Annotated in this window: 16 protein-coding genes and 1 pseudogene; 13 read left to right on the top strand and 4 right to left on the bottom strand. The window is 33.5% G+C overall.

Going from position 1 to position 25,025, the window contains the following annotated elements:
* The first annotated feature begins 25 nt into the window (after window positions 1-25).
* A complete protein-coding gene (gene typA / locus A9G17_RS04040; protein ID WP_025314826.1) occupies window positions 26-1,852 on the top strand; it encodes a translational GTPase TypA in 1,827 nt (608 codons plus the stop codon).
* Window positions 1,853-1,913: 61 nt separating this feature from the next.
* Here typA and A9G17_RS04035 read toward each other — a convergent pair whose 3' ends face one another.
* The gene (locus tag A9G17_RS04035) at window positions 1,914-2,333 is read right to left on the bottom strand and encodes an RnfABCDGE type electron transport complex subunit B (protein ID WP_025314827.1); all 420 of its coding nucleotides are present in this window, start codon (window positions 2,331-2,333) and stop codon (window positions 1,914-1,916) included.
* Window positions 2,333-4,033: a formate--tetrahydrofolate ligase gene (locus A9G17_RS04030; RefSeq protein WP_218059753.1), complete on the bottom strand. Its 1,701-nt coding sequence runs from the start codon at window positions 4,031-4,033 to the stop codon at window positions 2,333-2,335. The genes A9G17_RS04035 and A9G17_RS04030 overlap by 1 nt, the downstream gene beginning before the upstream one ends.
* Window positions 4,034-4,186: 153 nt before the next feature.
* On the opposite strand from A9G17_RS04030, the gene sohB reads away from it, so the two are divergent.
* From sohB to A9G17_RS03970, 11 genes and pseudogenes are all read left to right on the top strand, one after another.
* Window positions 4,187-5,302, top strand: coding sequence for a protease SohB (sohB, locus tag A9G17_RS04025; RefSeq protein ID WP_065737613.1), 1,116 nt, complete (start codon window positions 4,187-4,189; stop codon window positions 5,300-5,302).
* A gap of 240 nt (window positions 5,303-5,542) precedes the next feature.
* Complete coding sequence (locus A9G17_RS04020; RefSeq protein ID WP_065737612.1) at window positions 5,543-6,559, top strand: hypothetical protein; 1,017 nt, start codon at window positions 5,543-5,545, stop codon at window positions 6,557-6,559.
* 442 nt (window positions 6,560-7,001) lie between these two features.
* Window positions 7,002-8,702 carry an aspartate-alanine antiporter gene (gene aspT / locus A9G17_RS04015; RefSeq protein ID WP_065737611.1) on the top strand — a complete coding sequence of 567 codons (1,701 nt, stop codon included), beginning with the start codon at window positions 7,002-7,004 and terminating at the stop codon, window positions 8,700-8,702.
* Window positions 8,703-8,730: 28 nt separating this feature from the next.
* Window positions 8,731-10,332 (top strand): bifunctional aspartate transaminase/aspartate 4-decarboxylase, encoded by a 1,602-nt coding sequence (locus A9G17_RS04010; RefSeq protein ID WP_065737610.1) that lies wholly within the window; start codon window positions 8,731-8,733, stop codon window positions 10,330-10,332.
* Between the two features lie 218 nt (window positions 10,333-10,550).
* Entirely contained in the window at window positions 10,551-12,569 is a 2,019-nt protein-coding gene (locus tag A9G17_RS04005) for a TonB-dependent receptor (RefSeq protein WP_065737609.1), read from the top strand.
* 186 nt (window positions 12,570-12,755) lie between these two features.
* Window positions 12,756-13,970 (top strand): MFS transporter, encoded by a 1,215-nt coding sequence (locus A9G17_RS04000; protein ID WP_065737608.1) that lies wholly within the window; start codon window positions 12,756-12,758, stop codon window positions 13,968-13,970.
* Between the two features lie 514 nt (window positions 13,971-14,484).
* A pseudogene (locus tag A9G17_RS13395) lies at window positions 14,485-14,831 on the top strand (glycoside hydrolase family protein).
* Between the two features lie 1,571 nt (window positions 14,832-16,402).
* A complete protein-coding gene (locus A9G17_RS03990; RefSeq protein WP_065737606.1) occupies window positions 16,403-19,486 on the top strand; it encodes a type VI secretion system Vgr family protein in 3,084 nt (1,027 codons plus the stop codon).
* Window positions 19,487-19,574: 88 nt separating this feature from the next.
* Window positions 19,575-21,002, top strand: coding sequence for a hypothetical protein (locus A9G17_RS03985; protein ID WP_141677559.1), 1,428 nt, complete (start codon window positions 19,575-19,577; stop codon window positions 21,000-21,002).
* A 27-nt stretch (window positions 21,003-21,029) separates the two neighbouring features.
* On the top strand, window positions 21,030-21,833 hold the full coding sequence (locus tag A9G17_RS03980) for a PoNe immunity protein domain-containing protein (protein ID WP_065737604.1): 804 nt from the start codon (window positions 21,030-21,032) through the stop codon (window positions 21,831-21,833).
* 823 nt (window positions 21,834-22,656) lie between these two features.
* The gene (locus A9G17_RS03970) at window positions 22,657-22,902 is read left to right on the top strand and encodes a hypothetical protein (RefSeq protein WP_065737602.1); all 246 of its coding nucleotides are present in this window, start codon (window positions 22,657-22,659) and stop codon (window positions 22,900-22,902) included.
* 374 nt (window positions 22,903-23,276) lie between these two features.
* On the opposite strand, the gene A9G17_RS13060 is transcribed toward A9G17_RS03970, so the two are convergent.
* Window positions 23,277-23,447, bottom strand: a complete 171-nt coding sequence (locus A9G17_RS13060; RefSeq protein WP_176714252.1) for a hypothetical protein — start codon at window positions 23,445-23,447, stop codon at window positions 23,277-23,279.
* A gap of 72 nt (window positions 23,448-23,519) precedes the next feature.
* The gene (locus A9G17_RS12930) at window positions 23,520-23,690 is read right to left on the bottom strand and encodes an ROK family protein (RefSeq protein ID WP_141677558.1); all 171 of its coding nucleotides are present in this window, start codon (window positions 23,688-23,690) and stop codon (window positions 23,520-23,522) included.
* A gap of 433 nt (window positions 23,691-24,123) precedes the next feature.
* Here A9G17_RS12930 and A9G17_RS03965 point away from each other — a divergent pair, with 433 nt between their 5' ends.
* Complete coding sequence (locus tag A9G17_RS03965) at window positions 24,124-25,023, top strand: glycyl-radical enzyme activating protein (protein ID WP_065737601.1); 900 nt, start codon at window positions 24,124-24,126, stop codon at window positions 25,021-25,023.
* Window positions 25,024-25,025 lie beyond the last annotated feature (2 nt).

The raw sequence follows: 25,025 nt of genomic DNA, 5'->3' as shown, positions 1-25,025 counted from the left end.
CTATCTCCTAATTGGGATTTTAATTGTGATTGAAAATTTAAGAAATATTGCCATTATTGCGCACGTTGACCATGGTAAAACAACTTTGGTTGATAAATTATTAAAACAGTCAGGTACGCTAGATAATCTGCGTGGTGACGACAACGAACGTATAATGGATTCTAATGCGCTTGAAAAAGAGCGTGGTATTACTATTTTAGCTAAAAATACAGCAATTGACTGGAACGATTATCGTATCAATATCGTTGATACCCCAGGCCATGCTGATTTTGGTGGTGAAGTTGAACGTGTTATGTCAATGGTCGACTCAGTATTACTGTTAGTTGATGCGATGGATGGACCAATGCCTCAAACCCGTTTTGTAACGCAAAAAGCGTTTGCTTATGGTTTAAAACCAATTGTGGTTATTAATAAAGTTGACCGTCCGGGCGCTCGTCCTGATTGGGTTGTTGATCAAGTATTCGATCTGTTTGTAAATTTAGGTGCAACTGACGAACAGCTCGATTTCCCTATTGTTTATGCTTCTGCATTAATGGGGATCGCTGGTTTAGATCATGAAGATATGGCTGAAGATATGACGCCATTATTTGAAGCAATCGTTAAACATGTTGAGCCACCAAAAGTTGATTTAGATGGACCATTCCAAATGCAAATTTCTCAACTTGATTACAATAATTATGTTGGGGTAATTGGTATTGGTCGAATCAAACGTGGTCGCGTAAAACCAAATCAACAAGTAACTATTGTTGATAGTGAAGGTAATAAACGTACTGGTAAAGTTGGGCAAGTACTAGGTCATTTAGGCTTACAACGTTATGAAGCAGAAGTTGCCGAAGCGGGCGATATTATTGCGTTAACTGGTCTTGGTGAATTAGGTATTTCTGACACGATTTGTGATAACAGTTGTGTTGAAGCGCTACCTCCATTAACCGTTGATGAACCAACTGTTACGATGTTCTTTAATGTTAATAGCTCGCCGTTTGCAGGTAAAGAAGGTAAATTTGTAACTTCTCGCCAAATCCTTGAGCGCTTGAAGAAAGAGCTTGTACATAATGTGGCACTTCGAGTTGAAGAAACACCAGATCCTGATGCATTTAGAGTGTCTGGTCGTGGTGAATTACACTTATCAGTGTTAATTGAAAATATGCGCCGTGAAGGTTATGAACTTGGGGTTTCTCGTCCTAAAGTAATCTTCAAAGAGATCGACGGTAAAAGACAAGAACCATTTGAACAAGTAACTCTTGATATTGAAGAACAACATCAAGGTTCTGTGATGGAAGCACTTGGTTTACGTAAAGGTGATCTAACCAATATGTTACCTGATGGTAAAGGTCGTGTGCGTTTAGATTATGTCATTCCAAGCCGTGGTCTTATCGGTTTTAGAACTGAATTTATGACGATGACATCTGGTACTGGTTTGCTTTATTCTACCTTTAGTCATTATGACGATGTACGCCCAGGCGAAATTGGTCAACGAATTAATGGTGTTATGATTTCAAACGGTACGGGTAAAGCACTAGCTTATGCGCTTTATAGCTTGCAAGATCGTGGTAAATTATTCTTAGGTCATGGTGCTGAAGTTTATGAAGGTCAAATTATTGGTATTCATACACGTTCAAATGATTTAACCGTTAACTGTTTAACAGGTAAGAAATTAACTAATATGCGTGCATCAGGTACTGATGAAGCAACAACACTTTCACCACCAGTTAAAATGTCATTGGAACAAGCGTTAGAATTTATTGATGATGATGAATTAGTTGAAGTAACACCACTGTCTATCCGTTTACGTAAACGTCATTTAACTGAGAATGATCGTAAACGTGCGTTTAGAAACAATAATAAAGACTAACCTTGGTGAATAATCTGTAATGAATCAATAACAGGTTATAATTACTGAATAAAAAACCTCGCTATTTAGCGAGGTTTTTTTTTGCTTTAACTCTGGCAATCGCATCAGCAATAGATTGTTTACGATCTTGTTGACTCGTTTGGTTACTGTGATTAACAGCCATTGTGCGCGGAAATAGTATGGTTGGTGGCACAAGTTGATTGTAATTTAATCGTTGCTGTTTTTTCTCAGTGAGTTGTAATTCTTCATTTTCACTTAGCGCTGTACCTAAGGTACTTAATGTAATACAGTCTGTTGGGCAAGTATTGATGCAATTACTGCACGAAGTACATAACTGCGGTAATATGGTGTGTAATACTTGTTTACTGCCGACAATGGCATCGGTCGGGCAAACGCGAATACATTTGCCACAGCCAATACAATTTTCTTCATCAATAAAAGCTTTATATTGTTGTTTGGTTTGCATAATAACTTCTTGCATTAACTTAAACCTACAATATTACCATCCTTGTCAATATCAATTTGTCGATAAGCTGGATTAGTACCAAGTCCCGGCATCGTCATAACATTACCAGCATAAACGCGAATAAATCCAGCACCAGCAGAAATCGCTAAATGACTGATATCAACATCAAAATCAGTTGGTACATTTTTTAAATTCGCATCAGCACTGATTGACATGGGGGTTTTGGCAATACAAAGAGGTAGATGATCCAGTTTTAATGCTTCAATCTCTTTGATATTTTCGAGCGCCTTTTCAGAAAGATTCGCTTTGTTGGCACCATATTTTTTTACCATTGTTTGAATTTTATCGATTAAAGGCATGTTATCTGGATAAGGTAGCTTAATTTCACTTGGCATATCACACGCTTTAATAACATGGTGTGCCAGTTTTTCAGCACCTTTACCGCCTTGGGTAAATACTTCACTAACTTCACAAGCAAACGCACCATGTTCAATGGCATATTTTTGTAAGAAAGCAAGTTCTTCATCACTATCATGAGGAAAACGGTTGATAGCAACAATCACCTGTAAACCATAACTTTTCGCATTGTTAATATGCCATGCTAAGTTAGCGGCACCAATTTCGAGTAGTTCGACATTCGATTCTGATATCTCTTTTGGAATGGCTTGTCCTGGTTTAATGTTATATTTACCACTGTTTGATTTAAGGCTGCGTACGGTTGCAACTAACACCACACAAGATGCTTTGATACCTGCTTGACGATATTTGATATTGAAGAATTTTTCCATACCCATATCCGATCCAAATCCAGCTTCAGTAATAACATAATCAGCAAGTTGCAAAGCAATGCGATCAGCAATCACAGAAGAGTTACCATGGGCAATATTAGCAAAAGGTCCGGCATGAATTAATACAGGGGTATGTTCGACGGTTTGCATTAAATTCGGATTGATGGCATTTTTTAATAGTACCGTCATTGCACCAGCAACTTCAAGTTGTTCTGCGGTAATAGGTTCACCTTGAGTATTATAGGCTAAAATAATTCGACCAATACGAGCACGCATGTCATGTAAATCAGACGCTAATGCTAAAATTGCCATCAGTTCTGATGCAGCAGTAATTTCAAAACCATCACGGCGTTCAATACCATTTACACCACCACCAACGCCAACATTGATATGACGTAATGCACGATCATTATGATCGATAACACGTTTCCAAACAATACGATTAACATCAATATTTAAACGTTGTAAACCCGTTTGTGCAGTAAACTCATCGCCCAAACGTTCTTCATGATAAAGGCGTGCATCTAATGCAGCTGATGCCAAATCATGAGCCGCAGTGATAGCGTGAATATCACCAGTTAAATGTAAATTTAACGTTTCCATAGGTAAAACTTCGGCCTGACCACCACCGGCAGCACCACCTTTTACACCAAACACCGGACCTAAACTTGGTTGACGAATACAGGCTATGGCTGTTTTACCAATGTAATTTAATCCTTCACTCAGTCCAATTGTATTAACGGTTTTACCTTCACCAAGAGGGGTTGGGGTAATGGCGGTAACTAATATCAATTTACCTTTTGGTTTGTTTTGATTTGATTTAAGAATAGATAAATCGATTTTTGCGACATGTTTACCATAAGGTAAAACGTATTGTTCAGGAATATTATATTGCTCTGCAATTTCAGTAATTGGACGTAAGGACATAGTAATTCTCATTTAATTATAATTTTGAAGTATCAGTATAAATAATTTAAATTGCCGAATAAAGCGACAATTTTATCTTTGTCGATTTTCGGCACAATTCTTAATTATATTGTTATAATAATGCAATACATTCAATCAAAGGAAAATTGTTAAATGAATTGGTTTTCACAGTATGCTCTCTTCTTGGCAGAAACAGCAACAGTGGTAATTGCTATTTTGTCTATTCTTATTTTTATATTAAGTCAACGTCGCAAATTATCAACCGTTGCGGGACGTTTATCTGTTAAAGACATTAGTCAGGAATATGAGCAAATTAAAGATGATATATTGATGTCGAGCATGGATGAACTTGAAGCTAAGCAATATACGAAAGATCTTAAAAAACAGAAAAAATTTGAGAAAAAGCAGGCAAAATTAGCCATCAAACAAAAACAGAAACAGAAACAGGATAAAAATAGTAACCAAGTTGCTGGTGCAAACATTGATGATAACTCTAACACACAAACAAAGATTGCAACCGCCAATGGTGTCAAACCTAAGCTGTTTGTTTTATCATTTAACGGTAGTATGGATGCACATGAGGTTGAAGAGTTACGTCAAGAGATCACAGCCATTCTTGCTATTATCAAACCAGAAGATCAAGTCGTCATTAAACTAGAAAGCCCTGGTGGTGTTGTTCACGGTTATGGATTAGCGGCTTCACAATTATTACGTTTTAGAACGCGCAATATTCCTTTTACTGCTGTCGTTGACAAAGTGGCTGCAAGTGGCGGTTATATGATGGCGTGTACCGCCAATAAAATTGTTGCTGCGCCGTTTGCTATTGTAGGCTCAATTGGTGTAGTTGCTCAAATTCCAAACTTTAACCGCTTACTTAAAAAACATGATGTCGATATCGAACTACAAACAGCCGGTGAATATAAACGTACATTGACGATGTTTGGTGAAAACACAGATGAAGGACGTCAGAAATTTAAGCAAGAATTAGAAGAGACTCATCTATTATTCAAAGATTTTGTTAAAGAGTATCGTCCTAATGTTGATATTGAGCAAGTGGCAACAGGTGAACACTGGTTTGCAGCCCAAGCAAAAGATAAAGGCTTAGTGGACGAAATCAGCACCAGTGATGATTTTATTTTATCGCATCTTGATACACATAAAATTATCTCAGTCAGTTTCCAACGTAAACAAAAGCTGTCTGAAAGAATCTCTAAAAATGTGGTCAAAAATGTTGAAAGATTATTGTTTAGACAAGGAAATGGGCTTTAATAGCCCTTTTCTTTATTCTGTAAAATTGAGATGTTTATTCATTAAATATAAGTAAATATTCCAGCTTTGATAACGGCTTACTTAAACTTCACTAATAAAAAATATTACCGACCATTATCCTTTTTATCTATTTTATCTATTCATTCAAAATTCTGGATAGGAATGGGATTTTTTATTGCCAAAAAAGCTTAAATAACATACTATTACCAAAAAATAAAAAGGATTAAGGATAATGATGGTATGAAAAAGGTTTTTTGTTATTTATTTCTTATATTAAGTGTTGTTTCATTTTCTTCATCTGCAATAAAAAAAGAAAAATATAATCCAGCAGATAAAGATATTTTTGTTTTTGATCAATATTCTGCTGATGCTATTAACCTAAAGAAATACAGTGGGTTATATTCTGAACCAAATTCACGTTCACTATTTTATCCTTCTTACAAAAAATATAACGGAATGGAAGGTTATTTGGACAAAGAGGTCAAAGTTGGAAATAAAATTTACTTTAAGATAGTTTTGAAAAATGGAGAAGTTCTTTATCTTAATGATCTCAATTCTTATGATCAGATAGTGAGTATAAAAAATTATCAAAAGCGATTAGATGAGATTGAGAAGCTAAAAGAAATTAAATTTCCCAATATAGACGATTTATATGTGGCTAAGGTAGAAACAGATCCAAAATTGAAAGATATTTATATCATCACGTTTTCAAATGGTCTAAGATTACACATCGCTAATCTTAATGGGCTTTTTTCCCTATCAGAAAAAATAACTAATCCAGATGATTTACATCAATTCCTTGATATTATTAGTACTGATAATATCAATTTTACCTATAATTCTCAAAATAATCTCATTAAGATCGAGTTCAAAAGCGAACCTTTGAGTATAGAAACCTTTATTTTTAAAGAAAAATTATATACGACAACCGTTACTGCCATATTTAGCGGCAAGGAACGATTATTCATTGATAATTTTAAAATATTACAAAACGATAATATATATGAGCCATCAAGTGATTTAACTTTCAAAAGTAAAAGTGGCACCACTGTATATGAGTGGACTAAATTTATTCTAAATAATCAATTTGTATCTTATATTAATTCACTTAATGATAAAAATGATGTGAAAGTGAGATTTTATGGTTCACGAAAAAATGTGGAAAAGAAGATAGATTCAAAAACTATTGTTAAAATCAAGAAACTATCAACATTAAATGCTCTGTTAGTTAAGTATTTCAAATCGGGTCTAGAATAATCATTTATGCAATAATTGTTTATTCAATTATTTAAAAATAACCCGCTTCTGCGGGTTTTTTATTGTTTATTACACTTAAATTCAAATTTGAATAATTATTTTAACTATTCATAAAAAATAATTATTAAAGAAATAAAATATTTTGTTCTATTTACCGCCCCTATAAATTAGTCATCCTTTTATTTAAAATTTTGGTAATCGATAGGTATCTCAATGAATGTTGCCTATTTTTAAGTTTAATATCTCTTCGTATTTATTCATCTCATTTTTTCTAAGGACTTCGTTACTTTCTAGCAATAACATTAATCGTTAAAATTAACTTTCTATTCTTTGCATTGAAGTTTAATATATAGTCATATTCATATATTCCCGTGAATATCGTTCCATTCCTTTATTTATCTTTTCTATAAATCATTAATCATAGCGCTTGAGGACAATTATTATGTTTCAATGGCTTTTTAACTGGATTTTAGATGGACTCAAACACTCACCAGAAATACTTTTGTTTTTATCATTAAGTTTAGGGTATTTAATCGGTGGTATTCGGATTGGTAAATTTCAACTAGGTGGCGTAGCAGGATCGTTATTAGTTGCTGTCGCTTTAAGTGTTTTTGGCGTCACTGTTGATGCTGGCGTTAAAGCCGTTCTTTTCGCTCTGTTTATTTATGCAGTTGGATTTGAAAGTGGTCCACAATTTTTCCGTTCATTAGGAGTTAAAACACTTCGTGAAATCTTTTTAGCACTTTTTATTGCGGTTGCAGGTCTAATTACTGTAGTTGTGCTAGCCAAAGTATTTCATTTAGATAAAGGACTTGCAGCAGGTTTAGCCGCAGGTGGTTTAACGCAATCAGCCATTATGGGTACAGCGTCTGATGCATTAAGTCAATTAGGCGTTAGTCCTGAAGAACTTAGCCGATTACAAGGTAATGTTACCATTGGTTATGCGGTAACTTATATTTTTGGTTCACTCGGTGCGATCATCATCTGTGTTAATATTTTACCAAAAATAATGGGGCGAGATATTGGTGATGATGCTATTAAAGCTCAAGCCGAACAGCTTCATGGATCGCTATTATTAGGTGCTAACCAAAATTTTGCTTTATCTGATATCAGTGGTCGGTTATATCGTGTCACTAATAAGATTAATCAAAGCGTGTCTGATATTGAAAAAACAGTTAATGGTATTAGTATTGAACGTATCAAACGTGGCAATAAAATTTTAGAAGCATCACCTGATACCTTAATAAAAGCTAAGGATATCATTTTGGTGGTCGGTCACCGTGATGCCATGATACAGGCCAATGATCTTCTTGGTTCGGAAGTGGATTCTGCTTCAGGTATGGATGTTGTAATGAATACACAAGATGTTGAAATGCGTAATTCTCGTTATGTCGGTCAAAGTTTATCACAAGTGTTATCATCTGACGAAGTAATGCAATTAAAACATGGCATCTATCTTGTCGCTATCCATCGTGATGGACAAACACTGCCTCTTAATAACGATTTCCATTTCAAACTAGGTGATGTAATCACCATTTATGGTACCGATAGTGATCTTCGTCGTGTGATTGATAAAATCGGTGCACCAATCACAAAAAGCGAAAAAACAGACTGGATATTTCATGGTTTAGGTTTGGTGGTTGGTCTGATAATTGGTTTAATTGTTATCCGTGTTAGTGATATTCCAATTACCTTAGGTGCTGGTGGTGGGGCATTGCTTTCAGGTTTATTATTCGGTTGGTTCCGTTCACTTCATCAAACTATTGGTAATATTCCAACCGGTGCGGTGCAATTATTAAAAGATTTTGGTTTAGCTGGCTTTGTTGCGGTAGTAGGGTTAAGTTCTGGCCTGCAAGCTATTAATACTATTCGCGAACAAGGATTGTCATTGTTCTTAATAGGTGTTGTGGTCACAGTGTTACCAATGTTACTCGCAATTTACTTTGGTAAATATATTCTTGGTTACAAAAATGCTGCTGTATTTGCTGGTGCTCTAGCTGGAGCTCGTAGCGCTAATCCTGCTTTTGGTGAAGTTCTTAACAAAGCGGGTAACTCTACACCAACAAACTCTTTTGCTATCACGTATGCTTTGGCTAATGTCTTCCTGACTTTATTAGGACCATTGGTTGTGGCCTTTGTTTAATTACAATCTTACTTTAAGGATACAGAATATGAAGAACCAAACACAATATGCTAAGTATGCTAATTTAAGTCCCTTTGAGTTAAAAGATAACTTAATTAAACTGGCACAAAGCCATGCTGATCGAGCCATGTTAAATGCAGGTCGAGGTAACCCTAACTTTTTAGCTATTTGGCCAAGACAAGCTTTTTTCCAATTAGGGATCTTTGCAACGCAAGAATCTGAAATGTCTTATTCATATTTAAATGAGGGGGTTGGCGGATTTCCAATTAAAGCGGGATTAACAGGGCGCTTTGAACATTTTATTCGTCAAAATTATAATAAAGAAGGCGTCTCGTTTTTAGGTAAAGCATTTTCTTATATTCGTGATCAACTTGGGCTTGATGAAAATGCTTTTTTACAAGAGATGGTTGAAGGCATTTTAGGTTGTAACTATCCTGTTCCTGATAGAATGCTCCGTTTTAGCGAAGAAGTGGTAAAATCTTATGTTCTACAGCAGATGGGCGCCCAATACCTTGATCGAAATGATCTTGACTTGTTTGCTGTTGAAGGCGGTACCGCCGCTATGGCATATATCTTTAATTCTATGAAAGAAAACAATTTAATCCAAAAAGGGGATAAAATTGCCATTGGTGCTCCGATCTTTACGCCTTATCTCGAAATCCCAGAACTTAACGATTATCAATTGGTTGAGGTGTTGATCAACTCTGATCCGGATGCTAATTGGCAGTATCCAGAGTCAGAATTGCGTAAACTTGAAGATTCCTCTATAAAAGCATTCTTTTTAGTCAACCCTTCCAATCCACCATCCGTAAAAATAGATGATAAAGGATTAAAAATCATTGCTGATATTGTTAAAAAACGCCCAGATCTTATTATATTAACCGATGACGTTTATGGTACCTTTGCTGATGATTTTCAATCTTTATTTGCTATTTGCCCTAAAAATACCATTTTAGTCTATTCATTTTCTAAATATTTTGGGGCTACAGGTTGGCGTTTGGGTGTTATTGCTACAACGAAAGATAATGTTTTAGATAGAAAAATTAAAGCATTGCCTAGCAAAACTAAGCAAGTCTTAAATAAACGTTATAGCTCAATTGTAACTGAACCAGAAAATCTTAAATTTATTGATCGTTTAGTTGCAGATAGCCGAGCTGTTGCGTTAAATCACACAGCTGGGCTTTCAACACCACAACAAGTGCAGATGGTTTTATTTGCATTATGTGAAATGATTGATACAGATCAAAGTTACAAAGCTGCATTAAAATCATTAATCCGTCGTCGCGCTGCGTCTCTTTATCAACATTTAGGCCTTAAACACACTGTGGATAAAAATAGTGTTGATTATTATACTTTAATTGATCTTGAACATATTTGTCGTGAATTATATGACGATAAATTTGCTAAATGGATCTTAAAAAATAAAAATCCGTCTGAAATGTTATTTAGAATAGCTGATGAAGCTGGGGTAGTTTTATTGCCAGGTAAAGGTTTTGCTGTGCAACATCCTTCTGCTCGTGCATCTTTAGCGAATTTAAATGAATATCAATATGCAGCGATTGGCTTGTCAATGCGTAAACTTGCACAAGAGTATTATGATGAGTACAAAAGTAAAGCAAAGAAAAAATAGTTAATCATTTAATTTATTAATCTGATTACTTATAAAACCCTAGTTTATCTGGGGTTTTTTTATTCCAATTGATTAGTTAGTATAAATCTTATTTATTTAAATTGACTAAAAACAAATTAATTTAATATTGTTTTTTAATTCTAATTAGTTATTTGACAGCTTATTTTTTAATCTATAAGATTGCAAATGAAAATCATTATCAACTTTAGTGTGTTCGGATGAAAAAAATAACTGCAAAATTTAGTCTATTTAGTTTGTGCCTTATGAGTTGTTATAGTTCTATTGTTCTAGCTGAAAGTAATATCAAAGATATCAAGGAAGATAGTGAAAAAGATAAATTGGACACGATCACTGTTATTGGTGAAGGGGTACAACGTAGTGAATTACAAACGAGTTCAAGTTTAAGTGTTATAATCAATAAGGATATCGAAAGACGTCCCGATCTTTACTCTTTAACAACTGTACTTAAACAAACTTCCAATATATTAGAAACCGGATTAGGTAATCAATTACCCACAATTCGAGGTGTTGAGGGCTCATCAGCTCATGGTGCAATATCTTTTTTAGCGGGTGCACGCCCTAGAGTTAATGTACAAGTTGATGGTGATAATTCTAATTATAATGAATTAGCGTTCGCAACTAAATCGCTATGGGATATCAAGCAAGTCGAAGTTTATCGTGGACCACAAAGTTATGCTCAAGGACGTAATTCTATAGCTGGCGCTATTGTTATGCAAAGTAATGATCCCATCAATAAATTTGAAGCGGCAGCAAAAACGGATTATGGTAATCAAAATAAACGTCAATTTGCTGCCATGCTGTCTGGTCCATTAGTTGATGAGCAATTACTCTTTCGTTTTACGGTTGATGATCAAGGTCGTAAATCTTATGAACATTTAGCAAATTATCATCCAGCAGGTGATTCAAGGAAATTTAAAACCACCACAACTAAGGCTAAATTACTTTGGTTACCTTCATCTTTGCCAGATTTTTATAGCCGTTTAACCTTTAAACATATAGATTCACGAAATCCTCAGGGTGAGTTTAAGCCTACAACAGATTATGATACCTATCGCTCTGTATTCAAAATTCGGACTTCAAGCACAATTTGGGATGCAGGTTATCAATTTAATGATACATGGGAATTTGAAAATAAAGTTGTTTATTCAAATTATATTCATGACCGTTTTTCTCTGCCTTCTGGAGCACCATCAAGAGTTGAGGGGCACAAATGGCAAGTTCAGCCAATTTTAAGATACAACAATGGTACATACAAAGGTTTATTGGGTCTATTTTATTTTCAGTCACCACAAGATGACAGTATTTTATTAGGGGTCCGCAACCGTTATCATGACGTTACTAAAACTAAAGCGGTTTTAGGAGAGTTTACCTTTAAACCAATTGATGTTATCGAAGTTAATCTATCAGCTCGTTATGAGCAAGAAAAACATACCCGCAAAGGTGGTAGCTTATTTCTTTTAAATTATGATAATAAAACAAATGTTTTCTTACCGAAATTTGATATTGCTTATCTAATCAGTGATGATCAGCGTATTGGCGCTAAAATTGCTCGTGGTTATAATCCAGGAGGGGCTGGAATTACATTTACTTATCCTTTTTCAACATACAGTTATGGTACTGAATATCTTTGGAACTATGAACTTTATCACCGCTGGCTTTCAGACGATAAACGCTTAAAAATTAATACCAATATTTTCTATAACGACTATAAAGATATGCAAATTGAGTATTCTCATCCACTCGGTATCACTATTGCTAATGCCGATAAAGCTATAACTTATGGTGCTGAATTTAATGTTGAGTGGCAGGCAACACAAAATTTAAATTTAACAACCGGTTTGGGCTTACTTAAAACCAAAATAAAAAAATACAGTGATAGTAAAAGTTATAACGGTAATAAGTTAACACGTGCTCCTGGTTATACATTTAACTTAGGCGGTTATTATAACCTACCATATGGATTGGAAACCGGATTAAATGCATCGTTTGTGGATAGTTATTTCACTGATGCATCAAATAATAAAACATCTAAAATTGATAGTTATTATCAAGCAAATGCTTATTTAGCTTATAACTTCAAACAAGGTCGAATTATGCTTTATGCTGATAATGTTTTCAATTCTCATGACAAAATAAGCCTTATGTCTTCATCTTCTCGTTATAGTACTTATCAGCAACCACGACAAGTAGGTATTTCTGCGCAAATAAACTATTGATAAATTAGTTAAATATTATATTTATGAACGATTTAAATTTGTTTTAGTTTCACAAAACAGATTGTTTTAAATTTACCGAATCATGAGTGGTAATGGGTTATTAAAATATATTTTTACTATTAAAGAATGATATTAATTAATATGTTAGTACCGAAAAGTTAGTGCTTCAAAAGGAAAAATGAATAAATGAATGACAAAGCAACAATTAAATTGCCCAAAAATGTTTGGTTATTATTTGTAAGCCTTTATATTACAGAATATGTGGGTACTGGTTTTTTAACCATCGCCTTAGCATTAATCTTAAGGAAAGATGGCATGGAGTTAAACCAATTAAGTTTGATTCCTTTAATGATGTTACCAATAGGGTTGAAAATTTTATGGGCACCTATTGTTGATAAATATTTAAAAGGACGATTATCACATTATCGTAATTGGTTAATCATCTCTTTAACCTTTATGTTAATTTGTCTGATGAATATCGCTTTCCTAGATCCTATTAAACAATTTTACATCATTCTACCCATTATCTTTATTTTTTCGATAATGACAGCTACTCAAGAATTAGCCATATCCGGATTGGCCTGTAATATTTTTTTAGCCGAGCAGCGTTATCTTATTTCAAGTATCAAGACAAGTGGTTCAATGATCGGTAATATTTTAGGTGGCGGTGTGATATTGCTACTTTATGCTTATATTGGTTGGATATGGTGCTTATTATTGATTACTGTTTTAGTGGGTTTTACATTAATTCAACTTTTCTTTTTTGAAGAGTACCGTTACAGCCAAAATCAGCCTATTGCCGAAAGTAATGATCCTCAATATTGGAAAAATCTGATTACCATTTGGAAAGGTAAAATAAATTGGTTAATTATCTTAATACTTATGCCGTTTAGTTTCCTCCCCGCTTATAATCTATTATCGCCAATACTTGTTGATGATGGTTGGGCGTTGCCAGATATTGCTATTTTATTAAAAGTATTTGGTTCAATTGTAAGCTTAGTGGCAGTTGTGTTAATTTCAAAAATCCTAAAACGTTTAACAAGAAAACAGAGTCTAGTCTATTCGTTGCTTTGTCATGCTTTTTGTTTACTATCATTTATACCAATTTCGTTAGGATATGTGAATGTATTTAGTGTCTATTTAGCCTGTTTTCTTTATTTCTTTAGTTTACCTTTAATGTCGATAGCGATTACTGCCATTATCATGGACAATTCGGATAGCTCACAAGCTCGTTCCACTGCTTGGAATGCCCAATTGGCACCAAGTTATTTTTGTGGATTTGCGGTAATATCATTAAGTTATTATCTTGCACAAAATTTTGGTTATTTTCCTGTTGTCATTGGTTCAATAGCACTTGCATTTTTTAATGGGGTTTATGCAAGTAAAGTGATAAAAAATTAAAACAATAATAGATTGTTTAATCATCATTTTTCAAAAAAGCCCCGGCTAGCGGGGCAGATGATGTACTGTTCACTGCTTTTGTAACAACTTATATCCCTAAAAAGGTTGAGTTTTATTTGCTCATTGGAAGTTAAACTGGCTGTTTTAATTGTTACCGAATCAAAACAGCCAATTAGACCGTTTAACGTCATGCCTAAGACGTTCATCAAAACGGCAGTATGTTCAACAAATTTATTCGATAATAAATTATAATAAAAGTTGTATCTAGGATTATTAAAAAATAATGTTTTTTTTAGTTGCCTTAAAAGTAAATTTTTATCATTACTTCTTTTTATATGAACCAATCTAAGTGTTTTTTATTTTCCATTCATTATCAATGATAAACTTACTATTTAACGAATAACTCAAGAATTATCAAACATAATAAAGATTAATATCTATTAATCAAAAAGTTACAGATATAATAAAAAGCTTTGAAAGTCTAAAATTAACAGCATATAAATGTCAAGCAGGTTTGTATACTGTTGGATATGACCATACTAAAAATTTTAAAGATAAAGATATAATCAGTAATTCTCAGACTAATTTTTTGTACAAGATATCAATCTTATTGAGCAGTCAATTAGTCAATTGATTAAAGTAGAACTGAATCAATATGATGTGTTATTTTCTTGTGTCTATAATGTAGGTGTTTTAACATTTAATCAATGGAAATTGTTGGCAAAATTGAATGTGGATAATCATATTGGTGCTTCAAATGAGTTCGAACGTTGGAATAAAAATATATTTGATGACATCAAACAATTTTCTAGTGATTTCACAAATCGCAGGAAAGTAGAAAAGAGCCTATTAAATAAATAATTGGATAGAAAAAAATAAATAAAATTATTGATATTTTTGTTTTTTTTTGGGGCTGACGCCATTTTATATGTATATCGGAAAAGTTCGTAATTTACTAATGATGGTCTTCGTCAAAACGGTTTGACCAAAAAAGAAACAGATAAAAATTCAAAAAATCTTCAGCAAATACCAAAATCAACTTTAACTTGCTAATTCATTTAAAATTAATGGCCCACAGTTATTGTGGGCTTTTTTCTTACTGATGAATGGTTAAAAAAATTCAATCTCTTCATTGATTTACCAGTAAAAAAACTCCCATTTTCCCTCATTTTAATTTCTTTTAAATATAATGAACTCTAGTTCTTATAAAAATAATTATATTGTTTATAAAGAAGCTACAGTTTCATTACTATAAATTCATTTCTCTATAATTTAACTCTATAATAAATATTAATTAAAAGGTGATTCATTTTGCCATTTAAATTTATTTTTTATGAATCATCTCTTACATAAAGAATAATTCTATCCACTTTTTTTTTATAATATTAGTTATAATATCAACCTTACAATTATTTATTAATTTCTTTAAATAATGATTGTTTTTTATAATGTTATTATTCTTAGTATTAGAGAAAACATATTATAATCAAATTTTAGTTCTGGTTTTAAAAGTTTATTGTTGCAATACGAATTAAGGCAAAATATGGGTCTAAGTTGAAATTGTAAGCATTATGCGGTATTGAAAAGTTTTTTTCATACGTTAAAAAACATATTATTCATGATAGTAATATAAAATAAGGGCATGAGCCGATAAAGTATAATTTGAATATATTGAAATCTATAATAATCGTATTCGTCGTTATCCAGTTAATGGCTGGATATCGTCGTTGCAATATGAAAAACAGTATCATTTAAACAACATTATAGAGGTGAGTACTGTTTAGTAGTTTTGCTAGAACCATCCATTTGCATTTGTCCCTGATATACAGTGCGTTTTTAATAACGAAACAGTATAGACTCCGGAATATTTTTTACAGAATTTATTGTGTTAAAATCATATTGTTATATTTATCTAAATTTAATTATTTAATATTCCCTATATTCTATTCATTCTCTTAGTAATCGTTTTAAAAATATTTTTTACTGTTGTACTGACAGTTATTTGTGTCAAAAAGTTTCAGGTCATGGCTATATCTGAGTAAAAATGATTTTTTAGTTACAAATCTTAGTAAAAATTCTGTGCAAAATACTCAATAAAAAATCTGCAAAAGCCAAATTCTACTAATCCTTTTTTGATCATGTTTAGGCGACAATTTGTTATCTATATTTTGATGATATTATTAGTAATATCAGTCAGTTATCTATCTAACTTGAATTTAAAAATTTTTTTAAAAAAAGGTTGCAAAATACCCTAAACAGTGTATTTTATATTATTTTTTAGATTATTTTTAAATCTGACTGATTTTAACTCCTTACTGACTATTGGCAATTTTTATAATAATAATTAACCGGTCAGATAAAAATAATAATAATAAATAGTTCAATAAAACATTGTGTTATTTGCAGGGGACATGAAATATATAGAGGATAACATGGAGAAAGGATTAGCTAATCAGGTGAATCAATTGGGCAATGGTTTAAGTCAGGGCTTAAGGCAAGGTTTAGTTAATGGGGTCAGTCATAATCGCTATACGTTAAATATTGATGGTTTGCCTGCTGAGGTTTCAATCTTACAAGTCGAGGGTAATGAGCAACTTAACCAGCCTTGGCACTATACGATTATTTTCACCAGCTCGGATAAACAACTTTCTGTTGAGTCATTTCTTAACCAAAATGCCCGTTTGAGTTTTAATCCTGCTAATTCTGGCAGTTTAAGCGACTTTGCAACTCAAGGACTTAATGCACTTAATTCCTTAACTTCGGCTAATCCATTAGATGCATTAAAACACTCTGAGCCATTAAAACAGTTAGATAAACTTAAACAATCCAATCCACTCGATTCACTTAATTCTTTAACCCAATTTAATCCGCTTAATCCGTTAAATTCACTATTATCTCAAGGCGGCTCACGCACTCTTTATGGTGTGATTACCCAGTTCAGTCAATTATCAGTCAGTAACGATGAGGCTCGTTATCAGGTTGTCTTGTCTTCACAATTAGCAAAACTTTCATTAAGTCATAATTGTGCTATTTTTCAGAATCAAAGCGTTATCAGTGTGGTTGAAGAGGTCTTGCGTGGTCATGGTTATACAGGGATTGATTATCGTTTAGCACTTAAAGAGCAATATCCGGAGCGTGAGTTTATCACCCAGTGGCAGGAGAGTGACCTTGAATTTATTCAAAGACTGCTTGCTGATGTGGGGGTCTATTTCCGATTTGAAACGCATGGTGAACACAACTGTGATGTAATGGTCATCAGTGATTATGAGCAAGGTTATCAGCAGGTAGCTGATATTGTGTACAAACAACCGAGCGGCACACTGGATAACAGCGTTGAAAGTGTCTGGGATATGACCTTACACAGTCAGATGGTGGAATCTTCGGTACAAGTACAGGATTATAACTACCGCGATGCGCAGGCGAATTTACTGGGAGAAGTTAACAGCCAACTAAAAGATAACACCACTTATGGTACTGATTACCGTTATGATGAGCACTATAAAGGGTTAAATAGCAATGGTGACAGCAATAATGGAATTAATAGTAACACCAACAATAATAATGATGGCAATGATAATGAAAACAGTGGTGATATCGATACCGACGACGGTCAAAGCAGTAACGGCAATAGTAATGACAACGACAATAATAACGATAAAACTAACACTAATAATAACAATAACAACAGCAGTGATACTAACCGTAATCAAGCTAACACGGGTAATAGTGTTGAAAGTGGAGAATGGTATGCCCGTATTCGCCATGAACACGCCATTAGCCGTCAAATTGTTATCCGGGGTAAAAGCAATCAGGCCAATTTAGCTCCGGGTCAACATATCCGCATCAAAGGCAGTACGATAGCTGGAATAGATGAGGGGGTAATGATATTAACGGTGCAAGGACAGGGAAACCGCAGTGAGGCTTATGAACTGAGTTTTACCGCCATACCTTACCAGCCATTAAAACCTTACCGCCCGGAGCCGATTCCTTTTCCGACTATTGACGGCACTTTACCGGCACGGGTAACCAGTCCGAATAATGACACCTATGGTTATATTGATACACAAGGGCGCTATCGGGTTAAATTTAACTTTGATTTAAAAGAGTGGCGAAACGGTGAAGAAAGTTTATGGTTAAGACTGGCTAAACCGTATGCGGGCAGTACCTATGGTTTTCACTTTCCACTGATTGACGGCACAGAAGTTGCGGTTGCGTTTACTAACGGTAATCCGGACCGACCTTATATCGCACATGCGATGCATGACAGTGGCCACCCTGACCATGTGACCACCATAAACAAACACCGAAATGTAATTCGTACCCCTGCTAACAACAAACTGCGGATGGATGATAAGCGCGGACAAGAGCACATTAAGTTAGCGACCGAATACGGTAAAACCCAGCTTAACATCGGGCATTTAGTTGACCAAAACAAAGAGCAGCGTGGTGAGGGATTTGAACTGCGCACCGATGAGTGGGGAGCGATTGCTGCCAATAAAGGTTTATATCTGACCAGTCAGACCGAGCCTAAGGCACAGGGTAAACAACTGGATATGCAAGGTGCCATTACTCAGCTTGAAAATGCGTTATCAATTGCTAAAGCACTGCAAAATGCAGCAACCTCATCTGAAGCCCATGGCGCAGATACCGACAGTCAAGAGCAACTTAAAGCGACATTAACCCAATTAGCCCAAAGTGGTATTATTGCTTATGCACAAGAGGGCATCGCTTTAACCAGTCCGGAAAACATTCAACTGTCCACTTCAAACAGTGTTTCAATGACCAGTGAAAACCAAACTGACATTAATGCGTTAAAAAACATTACCGTCTCATCCGGTGAATCCATCGTTCTGTTTGCCCATAAATCAGGAATGAAAGTCTTTGCCAACCAAGGTGATGTTGAGGTGCAGGCGCAAAATGCCAACCTGAATATGGCTGCCAAGCAAGATATTAAAATAGACAGTGTCGATGGTGAGCTGACGATTACCGCAAGTGAAGAGCTGACGTTAATGTGTGGCGGTTCATACATCAAAATTAGCAGTGCAGGGATAGAGCTGGGCACGGCGGATAATGTTTATATAAAAAGTAATGCATTACAAAAAATGGGGGTAGATTATCTAAATTTACCATCTCCAAATCTACCTGCTCCGTTTGTTGATGAAACTGGGCAGCTTAAAATTTTTTATCATGACAGTAATCTAAATCCTATTCCTAGAGCGAATTATCGCGTTGAATTTGAAGATGGTTCTGTTCGAGAGGGTATTTTAGATGATAATGGAGAGGTCTTACTTGAAAATACACCTACTGGTTATGCTAATGTCTTTTTTGGTTACAGTACTGATGATCCTATTTTTCCGGATGTGGAATATGATGCGAAAGATTATTCAAAAGCTAGCGTAATTGAGCAATTGCAAGAACATATTAATATAACACCTGAAGAATTAGATGCCTTTATCGATTGTTACGTAGAATATACAGAAGAATACCTAGAAATCGCAGAACAAAATAACGAATAGAAAAAAGATAATGACTGATGAATGCGATGATAAAATTATGTTATAACGTATTTATTATTAATATTTAAATCAGCGAGGTAGAGAGAAATTGACTTCAGAAAAAGAATATAAGGAATTCATGAGTGACATGGCTAAAGCTGTAGCATCAAGTATGCCACCAGGGTCAATATTACTAGCAGCAGCGGAAGTGGGTGAAGCTACTTGGTGTTTGTATAAGGAGAAAGACCCTGAAGTGCGCTCCCAAGCAAAATTTCAATTATTAATGGGTATTATTTCTTTTATTCCTGGTATTGGTGGTGGCTTTCGTCTTGCGTTAAAATCATTAATTAAAAAACCAGATTTTTATGGTCCGATAATATTTGATTTGAGTATCGCAATTATTGAAGAAACTAATAAGCGTTGGAATTATAACTACCCATTAAATCCCGAAGGGTATTTACGAAAATTAATCGATGCGTCTTACATACGAAAGTATTTGAATGAAATTCGCATCAAATATGTTGCTCAACTTAGACAATATAAAACTGCTCGTTGGGTAGGCCTTCCTGAAACAGTAGATAGTGTTTTAGGTGGACTTAGTAATCAATTAGAAGATATAATAAAAAATGTACTAGCTCCTGCAGTTCTAGCTGCCATTAATCGCGCTCTTCACCGCAAAAATTCCGCAAGACCAAGCAATGTTACTACTAAAAAGACCAATACTACGACATCAACTAATACTAAAAAGACCAATACTACGAATAAAGGTAGTAGTAAACCTACGGTAACAAGAAGTCGAGGTAATTTGATAGCTAGAATTCGAAGCAAGTTTCCGAATATTACTTCTGCTATTGGAGGTGTTGGTGAACATATTGCTGATTATTATTGTTTGGAAAACCTAGATTGGGGCAAAGATCAATGGGATGGGCATGACAAAGCTCAACAAGGAACATGGAAAAAATTACCGAGTGCATCAAATTTAGGTAAGTTAAATAATAATAGAAAACTTAAACGTAATAGTACAATAAATAATGAAAGAGGAATTGACGGTTTTTGGCGGGCAAAGCTTTCTACTAATCGAGGTAAAAAATATGCAGTGGTTGAAGCAAAAGCAACAACGGGAGTAGGAATAAATTCGACTAATTTTATAGCAAGTAAATTAAATGTGCTTTCTGGAAAATATAAAAATGAACCTATTGTACAAATGGATCATTATTGGATTAGTATGCGGATAAGACAGTTACTTGTTTCACTTGATGATGGAACTAAATATGATTTTGGACGTATAATGCGAATAGATGATTATCATAAGATATATACTCGCCATATCATAATTGTATCATTGTTGGTAAATCCTGGACTTGAACATATTGAAGCACTTCTTAATAATGGGTCCAACTCCGGTGCAGATCATTCTAAACATTCTGGTTTTTTGATCCATAAATATGGTGAAAAGAACATTAACCTTATTATTTCAGAAAAAAAGCGAAGTCTCGAAAATAAAAACAACACAAACAAAAAAAGAAAAAATAAGTAAAAAATAAATTTAGGAGTTGAAATAATCATGTCGGAATTTGAACAACAACGTCGTCAAAAACTATTAGATGAAGATTTTTACCATTATTTTCAAAAAAGGCTCAACAAACTAATTAGTAGAGTTGATAGCGATATGAAAAGAGAAAAAAATGGTTATGCTGAGTTTATGGTAGAACTGCAATATCAACAATTTTGTTTAGATTATACCGTAGGAAAGAGTTGTAATGAATTATTTAATAAAATGGAATACATTATAAAACTTATAAAGAACTCAAATGATTATGTAGACAGATATAATATTGCGAATCCAGATGATAAAATGATGATAATTATATTAACGGAATATTTTGAAACTGAAACTCTGTCAAATTTATTAGGTTTATGTATTTTATATGAACGTATTGATTGGTTTGAAACCATAGTAAAAGCCGTCGATTATGATCAAGAAAATAGAGAAAAATCGATAGATAGTCTAATTGCAATGAAAATTCCAGATTATCCTATTACTGAAGAAGAAACACCGAGTGAATTATCTTTTCGTAATCCACTTTATAAAGCCATTCATGCCGAAAAACCGAAAGACACATTAAAATTTTTAGACGAATATTTACGCTTTTGGTACGATGGATTACGTGAAACTGGATATGAATACATAGATAGTCATTTAAATCAACAAGGCGATTCTCGAGATTGTTGTTCTTTTGTTGGCTACTGGTGTTTTGAAGCCGCAGCGGTAGCATACCTAAAAAATATTGATGATAGTACTCTTCACCGCTTTATTTATTATCCTAAAGATATGGTTGAATATGCGCGTAGTCGATTAATATCATAAAATATAAGCACTAGGAGTAACGCTGTGGTCTAAAACGAATATTGTAAGATTACAGGCACCTAAGCCAATTAGATTGCGAGGCTGGATGATCATCATAGTACTAATATTTATATGCTTATTCTCTCTTACAATATTTGTTACTCCTATAAATATTAGTAACAATACCCTTTTATTAGTGATTCTTAGTCGAATTTCAGTATTTATAACATCAATATTATTTAGTATATGTCTATTTATCTATGGATTGACTGAGAAAAATTTTAATTTTGGGATGAATAAAAAAAATCACGATAAGCAATGGTCAAAAAAGTCAATGCAGTCGTTAGCAATGCTTAATAGTGTCATTATTACTCCTCAAAATTTATCTGTAGATGATCTATTAAAAAATAAAAGGGAATTGTGTTTTGCTTTCCATGAACTGTTTAGTTTTAATAAAATTAATGACCAATTCTATATTGAATCGCATGAGTAGATATTTTCTTATCTCTATGAGAGTCTGAATCAAATAGACGATAATTATAAAATTACTGTTTTATTATAGGGATCATCTGAATTTCATAGTGAACAATCGAGATTGATTTTATAAGCATATAAGCTTTTAAACTGCAATCATCTATTAGAGTTTCATTATCAAACAACTTTCGGTAAAGAGCAGATTGATATTAATCAGCTCATTGATAATGAGGAGCCACGTTTTATTTAATTATTAAATATAATGTACAGCCTACAGGTAGTTCTGCATTTATGAGGCTTTATTTCTGGCTAATGAGTCTTTATTTAAAAAATACCCTTTTTAAGAGCGAAAAGTTATGTTTTGCGATCAATGCAAACTAATTGGGATGAGTTTCCTAAAGCGATTTCACAACAGCATGAAGTTCAACCAGTATTTAGTTATTTTAAAAAACTCTGGTGTAGTCTGTTCACTGAAAATGCAATCACTAACTTGAAAATCTTATTTCTTGAATATGGAATAATCTTAAGTGAGATAGATAATCCCGCTATTTTTCAGTTAGATAACTATTTTTTTTATCCAAATAAAATATTAAGTTATTGGCACTCCTTGCTTTAACGACACAAGCAGCAACAAAACTGCACCAAATCAATTAGTCACTACAACTGTATTGGATAAAATTCTATTTACTGTGATATATCCGTCAAAATCCCAGTAGAAAATAATAAACTGCTTAAGTGCGATAAATAATTACCTTTAATCTTAATTTCATTTACGGTAGCGCTATATTTATCAAGTTATAAGATATTTATCAAAAATAGATAGTTTGGAATGATTTCTATAATTCAAATAAAAAATTATGTAATAACATTTTTAGGAGTAAATTTGTTAAGTGAAAAAAAAATTTGAAAATTGTTATCTCTCTTTTAATAGAGAAACTATTTATATAATTTCTCTATGATTTCGAGTATTAATTAGGGTTAGGGAAAATTTTACTTATTTTTTCTTGATAAATAATTTTCGCCATATTGGTTAGTGGCAATTAAAGCTGCATAAACATCTTGAGGTTGAACATTACCTAGCATATTTTTCATGGTATCATTTTCTGAACAAAATTCAGTTGCCACTAGATGCATTTTCTTTTCAATATCAATTGTAATCATATGTTTGGTTTTTCCTGCCTTATAATAACGCCGACAAAATAATTTATTATCAATAAAATATCTTTCAAAAATCTAGTAATAAAGCATATGTATAAAACCACGCCTAGCGCCATTACGATGTTCAGCTAATGTTGCTGTATGTGCATCGTTATCAAGCATGATTCTAATATTTCCGACTAACTTTTTATATAAATAACTGCGGGCAGGAAAATCTTTTATCTTAGGTAAGTTTGTCGTTTTCATAATACAACTTTCTTTATAAAAATATAAAAAGGTATACCTATGCCAACATCACAAAAATTAGAATTCTAAACATCATTATTCTTAAGAATTATATTGACATTATCGGCATTCTCATCAAAAAAGCTTGTGCTTCTAAATTAGGATTAGCAGGTATTTATTAAAATTAAATTGTTATTGCTATCAAAAAGTCCGTATGCGGTTTTAGCACCACCAACATCAATACCTAAAAAATATTCTTGTTCTTCCTCATATTTTTTTGATTAAGGCTTAAATAAATTTAAGACCGAAAGATTAATAATTCACAAAAAAATGATTCAATTAAAAAACGTGACCAAGATCTTACTTTTGATTTTAATACTAAAAAATGTGATTTAGATCACAGACGCTTTCGTTCGAAAGTTATTACTATGTAGAAAAAATATTGAGGTAATGTATGATTTTTAATTTACAACGATATTCGACTCATGATGGGCCAGGAATTCGAACAGTAGTTTTCTTGAAAGGGTGTTCTTTAGGGTGTTTTTGGTGTCAGAACCCAGAAAGTCAATCCGCTAAGCAAGAAATTCTGTTCGATGAAAGGCTTTGCATGAGTGATTGTGATCTTTGTTCTGCATCTTGCCCAAATTTAATTAATAAATCAAATGGACACATTCGGATTAATCGAAAAGAATTTGAACAAGCTGATTATAAAAAAATGCAAAATATTTGTCCAAGTTTAGCATTAACTGTGTGTGGTGAATTGTTATCAGTACAAGAGGTGATGCAAACCATTAATAAGGATAGTCCTTTTTATCAACGTTCTGGTGGAGGGGTAACATTATCTGGCGGTGAGCCATTTATGCAACCCAAATTAAGTCAAGAAATTCTAGCTGCTTGCAAACAACAAAGCTATCACACCGCAGTTGAGACTTGCCTGCATGTTCCTTGGAAGAACATAGAAGCTTCATTACCGTATTTAGATCTTTTCTTGGCTGATTTAAAACATACTGACGAATCTATTTTTCATGCATGGACCAAAGGCTCAGCCAAAAGAATTTTAAAAAACTTCCAACATCTTGCTAATGCTAACAAAAAAATCACCATTCGAGTGCCATTAATTCAAGGATTCAATGCTGATGAAAAATCGATAAAAAGTATTGTCGATTTTGTCGCTAGCGAAATACCGACTGATGAGATCCATTTTTTACCATATCACACTTTAGGTATAAACAAATACAAAATGCTCGATCTGCCTTATCACGCACCTAAAGAACCTCTAAATGACGCAAATATCATTGACTTTGCAACCAACTATGCCGAACAAAAACAGTTAACCGCTGTTTTACGAGGATAACC

The organism is Gilliamella sp. wkB7 (assembly GCF_001693435.1).
Taxonomy (GTDB): Bacteria; Pseudomonadota; Gammaproteobacteria; order Enterobacterales; family Orbaceae; genus Gilliamella; species Gilliamella apicola_N.
The sequence above is the reverse complement of the archived record's forward strand: the minus strand, read 5'-3'. Positions and strand labels throughout refer to the sequence as shown.